10 protein-coding genes are annotated in these 14510 nt (G+C 70.8%); 7 read left to right on the forward strand and 3 right to left on the reverse strand.

The window, feature by feature from the left end:
- Nucleotides 1-6 precede the first annotated feature (6 nt).
- The 4 genes from QLQ12_RS36395 to secD all read left to right on the forward strand — a co-directional run bounded on the left by QLQ12_RS36395 (nucleotide 7) and on the right by secD (nucleotide 6897).
- On the forward strand, nucleotides 7-2871 hold the full coding sequence (locus QLQ12_RS36395) for a CHAT domain-containing tetratricopeptide repeat protein (RefSeq protein WP_282765347.1): 2865 nt from the start codon (nucleotides 7-9) through the stop codon (nucleotides 2869-2871).
- A 53-nt stretch (nucleotides 2872-2924) separates the two neighbouring features.
- Entirely contained in the window at nucleotides 2925-4052 is a 1128-nt protein-coding gene (locus QLQ12_RS36400; RefSeq protein ID WP_282765348.1) for a tetratricopeptide repeat protein, read from the forward strand.
- Between the two features lie 90 nt (nucleotides 4053-4142).
- Nucleotides 4143-4514 carry a hypothetical protein gene (locus QLQ12_RS36405; RefSeq protein WP_282765349.1) on the forward strand — a complete coding sequence of 124 codons (372 nt, stop codon included), beginning with the start codon at nucleotides 4143-4145 and terminating at the stop codon, nucleotides 4512-4514.
- Between the two features lie 76 nt (nucleotides 4515-4590).
- On the forward strand, nucleotides 4591-6897 hold the full coding sequence (gene secD / locus QLQ12_RS36410) for a protein translocase subunit SecD (RefSeq protein ID WP_282765350.1): 2307 nt from the start codon (nucleotides 4591-4593) through the stop codon (nucleotides 6895-6897).
- Between the two features lie 84 nt (nucleotides 6898-6981).
- Here the strand turns inward: secD and QLQ12_RS36415 are convergent, their stop codons facing one another.
- Genes QLQ12_RS36415 through QLQ12_RS36425 form a run of 3 tightly spaced genes read right to left on the reverse strand, consistent with a single transcriptional unit; the run spans nucleotide 6982 to nucleotide 9175 of the window.
- Nucleotides 6982-8487 (reverse strand): alpha/beta fold hydrolase, encoded by a 1506-nt coding sequence (locus tag QLQ12_RS36415; RefSeq protein WP_282765352.1) that lies wholly within the window; start codon nucleotides 8485-8487, stop codon nucleotides 6982-6984.
- Between the two features lie 38 nt (nucleotides 8488-8525).
- The gene (locus QLQ12_RS36420) at nucleotides 8526-8753 is read right to left on the reverse strand and encodes a helix-turn-helix transcriptional regulator (protein ID WP_282765353.1); all 228 of its coding nucleotides are present in this window, start codon (nucleotides 8751-8753) and stop codon (nucleotides 8526-8528) included.
- Nucleotides 8753-9175, reverse strand: coding sequence for a hypothetical protein (locus QLQ12_RS36425; RefSeq protein WP_282765355.1), 423 nt, complete (start codon nucleotides 9173-9175; stop codon nucleotides 8753-8755). Before QLQ12_RS36425 ends, QLQ12_RS36420 begins: the two co-directional genes overlap by 1 nt.
- A 1354-nt stretch (nucleotides 9176-10529) precedes the next feature.
- On the opposite strand from QLQ12_RS36425, the gene QLQ12_RS36430 reads away from it, so the two are divergent.
- The 3 genes from QLQ12_RS36430 to QLQ12_RS36440 all read left to right on the forward strand — a co-directional run bounded on the left by QLQ12_RS36430 (nucleotide 10530) and on the right by QLQ12_RS36440 (nucleotide 14421).
- On the forward strand, nucleotides 10530-12197 hold the full coding sequence (locus tag QLQ12_RS36430) for a hypothetical protein (protein ID WP_282765357.1): 1668 nt from the start codon (nucleotides 10530-10532) through the stop codon (nucleotides 12195-12197).
- Nucleotides 12198-12260: 63 nt separating this feature from the next.
- Nucleotides 12261-13583, forward strand: a complete 1323-nt coding sequence (locus tag QLQ12_RS36435) for a serine hydrolase domain-containing protein (protein ID WP_282765359.1) — start codon at nucleotides 12261-12263, stop codon at nucleotides 13581-13583.
- 13 nt (nucleotides 13584-13596) lie between these two features.
- Entirely contained in the window at nucleotides 13597-14421 is an 825-nt protein-coding gene (locus QLQ12_RS36440) for a MerR family transcriptional regulator (protein WP_282765361.1), read from the forward strand.
- The last annotated feature ends 89 nt before the right edge of the window (nucleotides 14422-14510 follow it).

The raw sequence follows: 14510 nt of genomic DNA on the forward strand, positions 1-14510 counted from the left end.
CGGTGCGTGACCGCACGGACACCGTACGACGGTGAGATCGGGGCGTTGCGCCGCATGGCCGCTCACGGCGACCTGGAAGCGATCACCAGCCTGGCCGCCACGCTGCGCGAGCGTTTTCTCTACGTCGGGGATGCCGCCGATCTCGTCGAAGCACACCGCCTGCTGGCCGACACGGCCGACCGGATACCCCGTACGCACCCGGCGCGGGCCGTGGTGCTCAACAACCTGGCGCCGGTCCTCCGCGACCGCTTCCAGCTGACCGGCGACCGCGGCTTCCTGCGGGGCGCCCTGTCCTGCACTCCCCCGCCGCGCCCCACGGACCCGCCGCAGATCGCGATGAACCGATCGGAGACGCTGCGGCTGATGGCCGAACGCGACCGTGATCTCGGGCCGCTGACCGAGGCCGAGGCGCTGCAGCGAGCCGCCTTGGCACGGCTCGCGGACGGCGATCCACTGGCCGCCGACGTCCGGGAGAGTCTGGGCGAACTGCTGCGGCTGCGCTACCACCTCACGCGCGAGCTCGGCGTGTTGCGCGACGGCGCCCATCTGCTGCGACGCTGTGTCCGGGACACCCCAGCGCTCCATCCCCGGCACGCCGACCGGCTCGCCTCGCTAGGCAACAACCTCCAGCTGACCGCGCTGCACACTGGCGACGAACAGATCCGTGAGACGGCCATCCGGCACCTGCGCCGGGCGCTGGAACTCACCCCGGCGGGCACGCCCGGCCGGCCGTACCGGTTGACCGATCTCGCCACGGCGCTCAGCGATCGCGGCCGGCACACCGACGACCAGGGCGCGCTGCGCGAGGGCGCCGGACTGCTGCGCGAGGCGCTGGAGGCCACGCCGCCGGAGCACGGCTCGTGGGGCAACCGGGTGCAGAGCTTCATGGCCGCCACGCTGAGCCTGGTCGAGCGCACCGGCGAGACAGCCCTGCTGGACGAGGCGATCGCGGCCGGCGAACGGGCCCGGTCGCACGGCGGCTGGGAGATCACCGTGGACCTGCTGCTGGCCGGCCTGCGGCGGCGGCGGTTCGCGCTCACCGGGCGGACAGCCGACCTCAGCGAGGCGCTGGCAGCCCTGGACGAGACCGCCGAGCGGGTGCCCTACGGCGACGCCGACCACGTCGCCCTGCTCGGCAACCAGGGTCAACTCCGGCTCGCCCGCTACGAGGCCGGTGGCGACCCGGATGACCTGCGCCGCGCCGTCGCCTCGCTCGGCGCCGCGGTGCGGGCGAGCTCGCCGGACGAGCCGCTGCGCGCCGAGTGCCTGCTGGCGTACGCCGACGTGCTCACACTCCGGTACGCCGCGTCGCGAGACCCGGCCGTGCTGCGTGCTGCCGGAGCCGCCTACCAGGACGCCGCGTCCACGGCAGGGCTGCGCCCGATGGCCCGCGCGCTCGCCGCCCGCTCGTGGGGACGTGCCGAAGCGGACGCCGGTCGATGGGCGCATGCACATGACGGGCACGCTCTGGCCGTACGCCTGTTGCCGTTGGCGGTGTCGCGCCGGTTGGGCCGCAGTGACCTCGAGTACGGCCTGGGCCGGCTGGACGGTCTGGCGGCGGACGCCACAGCGTGCGCGCTGCACGCCGGCCACCCCGAGACGGCACTGCAGTTGCTGGAGTCGGCACGCGGTGTGCTGCTGAGCCAGGCCACGCAGGGCCGCGACGACGTGGCCCTGCTCGCCGAACAGCACCCGGAACTGGCCGCCGACATCGCCGTGTTGCTCGACCGGCTCCGCCCCGGCGGGCCGCTCACCGGGTCCGCTGCCGACGAGCGCCACGAACTGGACCTGCGGTTACGTGCGCGGCTGGCTCAAGCCCGGGCGCTGCCCGGGTTCGCGAATCTGCTGGGCGCACCGGAGCCGGCCGAGCTCTATGGCTGCGCGGCGGACGGGCCGGTGGTGCTGATCAACGCCAGCGTCTATCGCAGCGACGCGCTGATAGTCCGGTCGTCCGGCGTCGAGGTGGTGCCGCTGCCTGGTCTGACGCCGCAGGCCGCCGAGGAGCGTTCCGCGGAGCTGGCCGCCGCGGTGGAGCAGGCGGGCGAGCCGGGTCCGGGTGAACGCGCCGCTCAGCGGACGGTGAGCGAGATCCTGCGCTGGCTGGCGCACACGATCGTCGACCCCGTGCTCGCCCGGCTGGCCGGGGACGGGCCGCAGCCGCGCGTGTGGTGGTCACCGGTCGGGCCGCTTGCGCTGCTGCCGGTGCACGCTGCGGCGGGTGTGCGGGTGATCTCGTCCTATACGCCGACGCTGCGGGCCCTGCGCCGGGCCCGCGCCCAGACGCCGGCGCCGGGGCCGACGCTGGTGGTCGCGATGGCCCAGACCCCGGGCGCGCCGCCGCTGCCCCAGGCCGGGCGTGAGGCGAAGGCGGTGGCCGAGCTGACCGCGGCCACCGTGCTCAGCGGGCCCGAGGCGACCGCCGCCGCTGTCCGCGAGGCGCTGGCGGACCATCCGGGCGTGCACTTCGCCTGCCACGCCGTGGCGGATCCCGCGGATCCTTCGGCGAGCCGCCTGTTGCTGCACGATCATCAGGTGCGGGCTTTGACCGTACGGAATATTGCTGATCTTGATTTGAGCGGTGCCCGCCTCGCGGTGCTCTCCGCGTGCGAGACGTCGCGCACCACCGCGCGCCTGCCGGACGAGGCGTTGCACCTCACGTCGGCGTTCCAGCTGGCCGGCTATCCGGAGGTGGTGGGTGCGCTGTGGCCGGTCAACGACCGGATCGCCCGGGCCGTCGCGGTGGACCTGCACGAAGGCCTGTGCGCGGGATCGGGGGCGGCCGCTGGGCTGCACGCCGCGGTCGAGCGTTGCCGAGACGCCTATCCCGGCACGCCGACGTTGTGGGCCGGGTATGTGCACAGTGGACGGTAGCTGCCTCCCGATCTTGGCGTCGGTCTGGAATGGTCGAACCCTGGAGGTACGCGATGAAATGGTTCCGCCGTAAGCCGAAGGTCGAGCCCACCACCGAGCAGGTCGAGACCGTCACCACGCCGTTCGGGGAGTTCGGCGAGATCTCGGTGACCGTGGATCGCAGCGGCGAAGTCCCGCAGGCCACCGTCACCATTCCGCCGAAGCTCGCGGTCGGCGCACTGCTCGACTCGTCGATCAGGGAGCGGGGCCAGGAACACCCGGAGACCTTGGAGCTCGCCCACCGGTACGCGTTGATCCTCGCCGACGAGCCGGCCGACCGGAAGCAGGCCATCGAGCTGCTGGAGTGGCTCTCCGACGTCCGGCTGGGCGACCCGGCGAAACGGCTGCCCGTGCTCAACGACCTGAGCCGGGTGCTCCAGGACGCCGGACACCTGTCCGACGCCGAGGAGACCTACCGGCAAGCGCTGTCGGGATGGGAACGCCTGCGCGGCCAGAACGACGAGAACACCCTGAGCGCCGCGAACAACCTGGCGATCGTGCTGGTGCACCTGGACCGGCACGACGAGGCCGAGGGGCTGCTGCGGGACACCGTCGCGCGCCGGACCCGTACCCTTGGTGCCACCCACGTGGACACCGTCACCAGCCGCAACGCCCTGGCGGGCACGCTGCGCGGCACCCCGGGCCGGCTCGCCGAGGCGGAGCGGATGTACCGGGCGATCCTGGCCGACCTGGCCCGGAACGGCGACCCGGGCGACCAGGCGCACATCAGCCGCCACAACCTGGCGGCTGTGTTGTTCCACCTCAACAAGCTGGGGCCGGCCGAGGAGATGTTCCGCCAGGTGCTGGCCGAACGCAGCAGGGTTCTCGGCGATCAGCACCCGGATGTCTTGACCACGCGCAACAGTCTGGCGGCGGTGCTCAGCGCGCGGGGGAAGGCCGGTCAGGCGGAGCGGGAGACCGCCGCGGTGCTCGAGGCGCGGCGGCGGGTGCTGGGGCGGCGCCATCCGGAGACACTGGACAGTCAGGTGAATCTGGCGGCGATCCGGGCCAACCAGGGGCGGGTCGCTGAGGCCCTGCCGTTGCTGGAGGACGCGATCGAAGGGCTGCGAGCGGCTTACGGAGCGGGGCATCCCATGGTTCAGGAGTTGCAGCAGGTGCGGGCGCAACTGCGGGCGGGCTGAGCCGGACAACCACCCGAGCGCGCCCGCGACGGGACCGGCGCGCGTGAATCAACGCGGTAGGCTCGGCTCTTCGGATGAGGGGGCCGGGCGTTGTGGGGTGACCAGCGGGTGCGGCGGGGCTGCCGTTTCGCCGCGCTGCCCCTGGTGCTGGTTCTCAGCATCGCCTGGGCAGCTCTGGTCGGCCTGGGCCGCGGTGAGTCCGTGGCGATGGGCGAGGTGCCTCGCCTGGCGATCGCCGCCGTGGTGCCGCACTCGGTCACCCCGGTGGTGCCGGAAGCCCGGCTGACCGGCAAGCCGTCGCCGGGGCCGCTGTTGCTGGTCGTGGCCGCGCTCGTGGCGCTGCTGCTCGGCACTCAGCCGCGTGGCCGGTGGTCGGCTGCCGTAAGGACGGCCCCGGCCAAGACGCCGTCGATGCTCCTGCACGCGGTACGAGGACGGGCGCCACCACGCCGATCGGCGTAACAGCGTCCTTTCCTTCCACCCGCGGTGGAGCCTGACGGCGGCCACGCGGGTCTTCCTGCGTTGAGGAGCATCCGAAATGTCACGCGCCACTGCCGTGCGCGCGGTTCTTGCCCTGGTCGTTCTGGCGGTATCGGGATGGCTGCTCGCCACCCGGCCGCCTCGGCTCGGGCTGGACCTGCGCGGCGGAACCCAGATAGTTCTCGAAACCCGTGACGGTGAGTTCGCCAAGGCCGACGCCGTCACCACCGACGAGGCGCTCGAGGTGCTGCGCCGCCGCGTCGACGAGCTCGGTGTGGCCGAGCCGACCCTGGCTCGCTCCGGCGAGCGGCGCATCATCGTCGAACTGCCGGGGGTGACCGAACCCGCCGAGGCGGTACGGGTCATCGGCCGTACCGCTCAACTGACCTTCCGGCCGGTCCTCGGTGTCGCACCTGAGCAGCCGGCGCCGTCGGCGGGGCCGTCAGCCCCGGCACAGGCCACGCCCGAAGAGATCGTGCTGCCGTCGGAGGACGGGCAACCGCTGCGGTTGGGCCCGGCCGTGCTCTCCGGGCAACAGGTCGACGGTGCCGCGGCGTCGCTCGGTCAGTTCGGCGGCTGGCAGGTCGACCTCGACTTCCGCGGCACCGGCGGTGAGGCCTGGCGGAAGCTGACCGGCACGGCCGCCTGCGCCCCGGCCGGTGACCCGGCCAGGCGGGTGGCCATCGTGCTGGACCGAGAGGTGATCTCCTCACCCCAGGTCAACGCGGATGTCGTCTGCGAAGCCGGCATCAGCGGCGGCCGGACGCAGATCACCGGATCATTCACCGAGGCGGAGGCGAAGGACCTGGCGTTGCTCGTCCGTGCCGGTGGGCTGCCGGTTCCGGTCGAGGTCATCGAGCAGCGTACGGTCGGTCCGAGCCTCGGCAAGGCCGCTATCGACGCGTCAGCGACGGCCGCCGTCCTCGGGATGATCGCCACGATCCTGTTCATCATCGCCGTGTACCGGATCGTCGGTGGTGTCGCGGCCATCGCACTGATCTTCTACGGCCTCATCTCGTACGCGTCGCTGCTGGCCATCGGCGCCACCCTGACTCTGCCGGGGCTGGCCGGCTTCGTCCTGGCGATCGGCATGGCACTCGACGCCAACGTGCTGATCTTCGAACGTGCCCGGGAGGAGTACGCCGGCGGTGGAACGCGGCGCAGCTTGCGTACCGCGCTCCGGTCGGGTTTTGCCAACGCCTGGTCGGCGATCGCGGATTCCAACGTCACGACTCTGCTCGCGGCCGGGTTGTTGTTCTTCTTCGCCTCCGGTCCGGTGCGCGGTTTCGGCGTCACCCTGTCCATCGGTGTGGTGACGTCGATGTTCACCGCCCTGGTGCTGACCCGGGTGCTGGCGTCTCCGCTGGTGAACGCCCGCTGGCTGGCACGTCGGCCGCAGTGGAGCGGGCTGGGCGGAATCGGCTGGGTACGGCAGAAGCTGGAGGCTCGCGACCCGGACGTCATGGGACGCCGGCGGCTGTGGCTGGGCCTCTCCGTCGCTGCCGTGGTGCTGGCGCTGGCGGGTGTGGGGGCGCGCGGGCTGAACTTCGGGGTGGAGTTCACCGGAGGTCGGCTGGTCGAGTACGCCGCCTCGGCGCCGGTGCCCGTCGACGAGGCCCGGGCCGCGGTCCAGTCAGCAGGGCTCGACCGCGCGGTCGTCAACGCATCCGGTGACGGCAACATCAGCGTCCGTGCCGGAGACTTCGACGACGCCACCGAGGCCGGTGTCCGTTCCGCGCTGGCGGGGGCGAGCGGCGGAGATGTCCAGCGGCTACGCGACGAGAAGATCGGCCCGACGCTCGGCTCCGAACTGCGCCGCAACGCCGTCATCGCCCTGGCCGTGGCGTTGATCGCCCAGCTGGCCTACCTCGCGGTGCGGTTCCGCTGGCAGTGGGGCGCCGCCACGGTGCTGGCCATGCTCCACGACGTGCTGCTGCTGATCGGGGTGTTCGCCTGGCTGGGCCGGCCCATCGACGGCGTCTTCCTCGCCGCCCTGCTCACCGTGATCGGCTACTCGGTCAACGACTCGGTCGTGACCTTCGACCGCATCCGGGAGATGGCCCGGGCGACGAACAACCGGCGGATCCCGTTCGCACGGCTGGCGAACACGGGCTGTCTGCAGACCGTGCCGCGCACCGTCAACACCGGTCTGGGCGCGGTCTTCATCCTCGCCGCGCTCGCCGTACTGGGTGGAGATTCCCTGGTGGACTTCGCTCTGGCGTTGCTCATCGGCATCGCCGTCGGCACGTACTCCTCGGTGTTCGTCGCGGCGCCCTTGGCGGTCGTGTTCGAATCCCGGCCCGGCGGTCTCGTCGCCCAGCACGGGCGGCTCGAACCACATACGGCCGCCGCCGAGGCGCCGTAGGCATCGACCGGTCCCCCGGCCCGGGACACCGTCATGGTGGTGACGGTGTCCCGGACCGCCCGCCGGGTGTGTGGGTAGGTGGCCTTATGGTGTCGGGCCGGCGGGGGTGGGTGGGCAGTTCTGATCCCGGGGCAGGGTTCTCGCATCGGTGGTGAGGTAACGCAGGGCGAGGTTGGTGGCGCATTGGTTGGTTCCGATGACGAGGTGTCCGCCGCTGTCCGCGCTGATCATGGTGGAGCGGTGGCCGAGGGCGCGGCGCAGGCCGTACCCCGAGGTCCACGGGGTGGCGGGGTCGCGCAGGTTCTGCAGGATGAGGATGTTGCGGGGGCCGCGATCGGCGACCCGGACCGGTGCTTCGACGGGGGCCGGCCAGAAGGCGCACGGGGTGATGTTGGCGGAGCGTCCGGCGTCGTCGGGGAAGCGGTGGCGGTCGGCTCGGACGGCTCGGATGTAGTGGTTGATGTCGCGGGGCCAGGCTACGTCGCCGCAGCCGACGGCGAGTTCGACGGCCTTCCGGTTGTCTGTCGGCGTGAGTGCGATGGGCTGGTCGGCCCTGGTGGTGACCGGGGCGGTCGCGGTGGACCGCTCGGCAAGGTACTGCCAGATCTCGGCGAGGTCCGCGAAGCCCGCTGTTTCGCGCAGGCGCAGCATGCTGAGGGTGTAGTGGCGTAACCAGTTGCCGGTGAGAGGCCCCTGGGGGTGTGCGACGGGTGCGCTGTCGAGGGCAGCGGTCAGCGCCCGGTAGCGGCGGTGGACCTGCTCGGGGGTGCGCCCGAGGCGGTAGGTCTGGTGGCGATCGGCGATCCAGCGGGTGGCGTCGGGTAGTCGTTGCGCCAGGCCGAGCGCACCGAGGCGGACGAAGTCGTAACCGACGCGGTCGGGGTCGATGGCACTGTCCAGGACGACCCGGTCCGTGCGGTGCGGGAACAGGGTGGCGTACACCGCTCCGAGGTAGGTGCCGTAGGACAGCCCCAGGTAGGAGATCCGCTGTTCGCCGAGGGCGGCGCGGATGCGGTCGAGGTCACGGGCGGTGTTGGCGGTGGTGATGTGCGGCAGGACATCCGCGGAGTGGCGCCGGCAGGCGTCGGCGGTCTGCTTGGCGTAGGAGATGGTGTGCTCGATGGAGCCGTCGGGTGCGGGGTAGCGCACCAGCGGGTTCGGCGCGGGTAGACCGCACGTGACGGGAGTGCTGTGCCGGATGCCGCGGGCGTCGAAGCCGACCAGGTCGTAGCGGTCGCGGAGTTCCGGTGGTTCGGAGGGGCCATACCGGTCCGAGGGCTCACTGAGCCCGCCGACGCCGGGGCCGCCGGGGTTGAGCACGAGGGTGCCGAGGCGTCGTGCGGGGTCCGCGGCGCGGATCCGGGACAGCGTGATGGTGATCTGCCGGCCGTGGGGCCGGCGGTAGTCCAGTGGCACCAGCAGGGCGGCGCATTGCTGTCGGGGATGTGCTGTGACGTCGGTGGGGCAGTCGCCCCAGCGCAGCGTGGAGCCGTCGGGGTGCACGGTGGCCGCGGCGGCGGGCGCGCCGGTGCTCAGAGTGATCAGGGCGATAGTGGCGCAGAGAGTCAGGCGCAGGAGTCGGATGGTCACCGGGATGCTCCCTCGTGCGGACGGGGCCGGGGTGGTGCTCACTGCTCGTCGGCGAGATAGAACAGTTCCTCGACCGTGATGTGCAGGGCTTTGGCGAGTCTGAGCGCGAGAATCGTGGAGGGGACGAAGCGTCCGGTCTCAACGGTGTTGATGGTCTTGCGGGTGACGCCGACCAGGTCGGCGAGTTGTTCCTGGGTGAGGTTGTGGCGGGCGCGTTCCACCTTGATTCGATTGCGGAGCGGGTGGGCGGCGGCGGTCGGGCTCATCAGGCGTCCCGGTTGAGCCACAGCCGCGCCGCGCCGTAGGTCACCAGCGCCGCCGCGACAGTGAACTTGGCCTGCGCCACCGAAGCGATCTCGACGTGGAAGAAGAACGGCAACTGGACGCAGAGGACACCGACCAGGGCGGCGGCCATCGAGCGGGTGTGGGTCGCTGCGGTCTGCTCGTCGTCGAGGACGGCGCCGAGCTGCTTGAGCCGGGACTTGGCCCAGTAGGCAACGAGGAGGGCCGGCACTGCCAGCAGGACACCGACGAGGTAGGTCAGCTCTAGCCAGCGCGGCCAACCGGGTGCCTGCCGGACGTCGTTGATTCCGTTGGCGAGCAACGCGACGGCCGACGACGCACCCCAGGCGAGCAACGCGACGTCGAGCAGCCGGCCGAGGCGCTGCCGGGAGTTGGGGGTGGTCATGATTCTTCTCCTCCCGGTTGCGTGCCCGCGTGGCCCCTGGAAGTAACTTACACAACTCTTAAAGGAACCTTGGCTACTCTCGAAGTAACTTCAGGGTTACACAGGGAGGCTGGTCGCGCAAGTGGAGAACTGCCCCAGACACTCGCCGAGGGACCGGCGGGCACCCGTCGGACGTGCGACGTCCTGGATGCCCGCCACGAAACCAGTCGGTAGTAGCGGGCGATGGCACCGAAGACCTCGCCGCGATCGGCGGCGCGGAGCAGCGGCCCGTGGCCAGGAACGATGGTTGTTGCCGGGAATGTGGCCAGCCAGGCCAGGGATCGCAGCGCCCCGCGCAGGGAGCCGCTGAGAACGAGCGGAGTGACCTGGTGAACCACAGCTGACACCGAATGGCGCGACAGCTTGCCTGATATCGGATGACCTTGGAGAAGTTACACCGGCGGGGCATCCCCATGTTGTCCATCTTGAAGCATGGGCAGCAACTGCCGATGCCGTCAGGAACATTCAGACCGGTGGAAGTTAGCACGATCACAGAAATCCACTAGAATCGGAACCTCGACAATTATTTCATTTTTATGACGTACGGAAACTTCTGCCATACGGGCCGGAGGGATCATCACGGCGCGGCCACAAACTCGGCATCGGCGAGTGCGGCGTGAATACCGGTGTGCCCGCAGATTTCATCGGCCACACCAGTGGTTGATCTCCTCATCTGGGCGCAGACATTGTAATGGAGGTCGGCGCATTCATACCCCGATGTTGCAGTCGCATTTTCTTTTGCAACGGCTCCGGAGTGGCGACGCCATCCTGGCTACCGTCGAGGGACATCGCGCATATCAGATGTGGAGGCAACAATGTCGAAAGATTTGACACGGCGGCGCTTCGTTTCGGCGATCGTGATGACGGCGAGCGTCTTGGCCGGAACCCTGGCGGGCACGACGCCAGTTTCAGCGCAAACAGCGTCGGGCTCCTCGGTAGCGGCAGAAGCGTCCAGCGTCTCGCGAGCCCCCTGGATCTACATCTGGTCATACCGATCGATTGAGGACTGCCAGCGTGCGGCGTGGTCATGGTACCCGCGAGTAGAAAGCGCCAAATGTGTGCCGAACAGCCGCTGGCCCGGGTGGTACGACCTTTTGGTCCAGTACTGAGAGGCTGGCTCGGGGCCTGTTCAGAGATCGTCCCGTGAAGTCACGGTAGGTCGGCGCGCGTCACGGGGGCGGGCCGCCACGGCGAGCCTGATCCACGCAAAAGACCATCACGCGACCCTTCGACCGATCCAGGCCGACTGTCGCTGGCCATGGGTCAGTCGCCGGCGGCCCGTCCACGACAGGAGGCTGACTTCTAGGATGGACGGATGCGACCCACCGTCTCGGTGCGCGCCGAAGCGGCACATTCCGCCGCTCCGTGGTCGATGGATCCCTGCTCGGAGTCGGATCAGGCCTCGGCACTGGCCGTACGCAACGCCGGTATCGCCACGGCGCGGCACCGCCTCGCCTGGCTGCTGCGGGTCAATCGCATCTTGGGCCCGGACCGAACCATGCGCACAGGGACCCGTTTCGCCGCCGCGCTGCGGAGCCAAGCCACCCATCACCCCGCCAGCGCCGCTCAGGTCTCCCGGTGGGAGACCGCCACAGCAACAGTGGACTACTCGACGCTGCACAACTACGAGAAGCTGCTAGGTCTGCCGACGCATCGCCTTGTCGCGATCGCCTACCTGCTCGGGCGCGGTCCGGCTGGCAGCCCGCCCCGGCTCTCCGCCGAGCCCGGTCGCGGACTCGAGCCGGACGGTGGCGTCGCGCGTTTGCACGCGCTGCTCGAACAGGCCCTCTCCGCCATGCCCGTGAGCGGTGTGGCCTGGGACGAGCTGACTGCGCGCCTGTCGGCGTATCCCCAGGCATTGCTGCACCCGCGAACGGCGTGGGAAGAGCTGTCCGCCCGGCTGCTTGCCGAGCTGACCACCACAACCGGCGCCGAGTGGGCCCTACGGAACCAGGCTTGCTTCCGATTACTGCGGCATCCGCGCGGCCGAGCCGATGCGGTGGCGGCATGCGACGCCGCGAGCTCGGTGCACCAGATTCGCCTGGAGCCGCTGTCACTTCTCGAGCATGCGGAGCATCCTGAGGCTGTTCGGGTCCTGCTCCGTCAATTGTCGGCCCCCACAGGGGAACGTGCTCTCTGTGGCGCTGTCACCGCCGCCGTCGGCAAGATGGCTCGCCACACCGTTCCGCGCGCGGTCCTGCCGCTCCTGGTCGACCGGCTCAACGCCATCGTCACGCCCACGGCCTGCTCCGTCGCCGTCGGCGGGTACGTCGCCAATGTGCTGCGCCAGGCGACCACCTCGTCGGCCAGCCCCGCGTTGCATCGGCTCCGGGCCCGGGCGGAGACAGCGAGTCCGGGCACGGCATACGCGCCCGCCGGGGCCGATGCGCTGGCCAACCAGTTGGCGCTGGCCGCGATGAGCCGCCTCGACGAGGCGCCCACGGATGCCGACGAAACGCTGATCGCAGTGCTCGCCGACCTGCTGTTCAGTCCTGACCTGACCGTGCGCCTGCATGCCGGCATGATGATCGGGGCATCGCCTTACGCACGTCCGGTGGCCGACGTCCTCGCCGGCGAACTGGCCGGTGGACGCACCCGAGCCGATTCGGCGCACGTGGCGGCCATGGTGAACGGCTTGGCAGCGATGGCGGTGCCGGTGGATCACACCCCGTTCCAGCGTCTCCTGCTCGCCCGCGAGCACCCGACCCCGGTGCACGAGGCGGCGGCCCGAGCGCTCGGCCAGATCCCCGGAAACAGCCCCGAGAGTTACTGGCGGGCGGCCGTCGAGCGACACCTACGGCCTCCGAGCGACCGGCCGTACGCACCGACCGACGCCGTCGCGCACAGACTCATCCAGGCCATGGCAACTAAGGGCGGCCATGGCCTGCTCCCTTTGATCGCCGCAGATACCCGGACACCTGCACACCTGCGAGCGGTCGCCTCATGGTGGAACACCGCGGGAGTCCACCGGTTGCCCGGGTGAATGCGGTGGTCGGCGCGCCGGGGCTTGACCTTGCCCCAGGGGCAGGGTTCCAGGATCGGTGGCATGAACATCGACGAGCGCGCCGCCGGCTTCTGCCGCGACAACGAGATCCCTGGATACCTCGCCGGCATCGACCGTGCCGGACAGCGGAGTGTCGTCGTGCACGGGATCGCCAACACGGCGACGGGTGCCCCGATGCGCGACGACACCGGATTCCTCTTCGGATCCATCACCAAAGTCATGACGACGACGCTGGTCATGCGGCAGGTCGAGCAGGGCCGCCTGGACCTGGAGTCGCGGGTCGTCGACCATCTGCCCGGCTTCCGGCTGGCCGGTTCCGGGGCGGCCGGCGAGATCCGGGTCCGGCACCTGCTCAACCACACCAGCGGCATCGACGCCGACCTGTTCTTCCCGCGCAGCCACTACCTGGAACGTCTGGCCCGCGAGTGCGGCAGCCTCTTCGCGCCGGGTGAGCACCTCAGCTACTCCAACGGCGGCATGATCGTCGCCGGTCATCTGCTCGAGGCGATCACCGGCCGCACCTACCACGACCTGCTCGAACGTGACCTCTTCCCACCCGCCGGGATGACCGGTTCGGTCACCTCCGCCGAACAGGCCATCCTGCGATCCACCGCCGTCGGGCATTTCCCCGGCCCGTCCCGGCCGACCAGCATGTTCACGCTGCCGGCGACGTGGGCCGCGGCCGGCGGCACCCCGATCGGCACGATCAGCGACCTGCTGGCCTTCGGCCGCCTCCACCTCGACGCTGGGCTGCTCTCCCCCGAGTCCCTTGCGGCGATGCGCGAGATCAACAGCGATCCCGGTACGCCCGCAGCGTCGCCGTCCGGCCTCGGCTGGCTGATCCGCACCGTCGGAGACACCACCGTCCTGACCATGACCGGCGCCTCACCCGGGGGCGTCGCGGTCCTGGCCGTCATCCCGGAACAGGATCTGGTGTTCGCCGCCTACGGCAACGACCCACGCGCCCTGGAACTGCACGACGAGTTCCTGTCCGGTCTGGCCGGCGCGTCCACGATCCCCACCTGGGCGCCGCAGACCATCGACCTGCGGCCGTACGCCGGCACCTACCGGTCGAACCAGCTCCGGGTGGACGTGCGAATCGTCGACGGTGAACTGGAGGAACACGTCACCTACGAGCCCACCGACGCCGACCAGGAACGCATCTTCACCGGCTTCATCGGCGGCCCGTTCACCGCACCCCCGATGCGGTACGTGGCGGTCGGCCCCGGCCTGTTCGCTCCGGCCGGCTTCCCGCTCGACGCACTTCCCGCCCACTACCTGGTCTCCTACCACGCGGTCACGGACCGGACCGGGGCCCGGTACCGGTCCTCCGGCGGCAGGATGACTCGCCGTGCCGGGATCTGACACGATGCGGACCATGACCGACTACCCGGCCGATGACCGGCATCTGCTGACCATCGGCCGGCTCGCCGCCTACGCGGGCGTGACCGTCAAGGCGGTACGGGTCTACCACGAGCGCGGCCTGCTGCCCGAACCGTCCCGGGACGCCTCCGGTTACCGCCGCTACGGTGCCGGCCACGCGATTCAGCTCGTCAAGATCCGTACGCTGGCCGAGGCGGGTGTGCCCCTGGCCCGGATCCGCGAGCTCCTCACCGCCGGCCCCGCCGAGTTCGCCGCCGCCATCGACGAGATCGACCACAACCTGCACGAACGCGCCGAACAGATCCGGCTCACCCGGGAACGCATCGTCCAGCTGACCGGCGGCGACCGGCTCTTCGTGACCGCCGACGTCGCCGGATACCTGGACCGGCTCCGCGCCATCGGCGTCAGCGAACGAGGCGTCCTGCTCGAACGCGAACTGTGGATCCTGCTTCAGGCCGCCGCCCCGGGCGAGGCGGCCACCTGGATCGCCGGCAAACTCGACGCCGTCGCCGACCCCGAATTCTGCGAGCTGTACCGCGACTACGACCAGGCGTACGACTGGCCACCGGACGATCCACGCCTGCCGGCCCTCGCCGCCCGGACCCGCGCCTGGTTCGCCCGGCAGAGCCCGGGTGCCGAGGCCACCCCGCCGGGTAGCGCCGCCAGCCTGCTCGCCCTCGCGTCCGCCTCCGCCGCCTCCCCGGCCTGGGCCCGCATCGCCGAACTTGCCACCACCCGCCCGCAACCCGTCAACCCTCGACCGGCCGGCGCGGCCTCCACACCCGAGGTTCGCGTGTCGAAGACATCGCCGTCGACGTGATTCGCCAAGCGGATTTCCGGTCGTCGGCTCGGTATCTTGGGTCGGCCGCGGACCGGCGAGGCCTGGGCCGTGGCGTGCGGCCAACGAAC

Source organism: Actinoplanes sandaracinus, assembly GCF_030009775.1.
GTDB classification, from domain to species: Bacteria; Actinomycetota; Actinomycetes; order Mycobacteriales; family Micromonosporaceae; genus Actinoplanes; species Actinoplanes sandaracinus.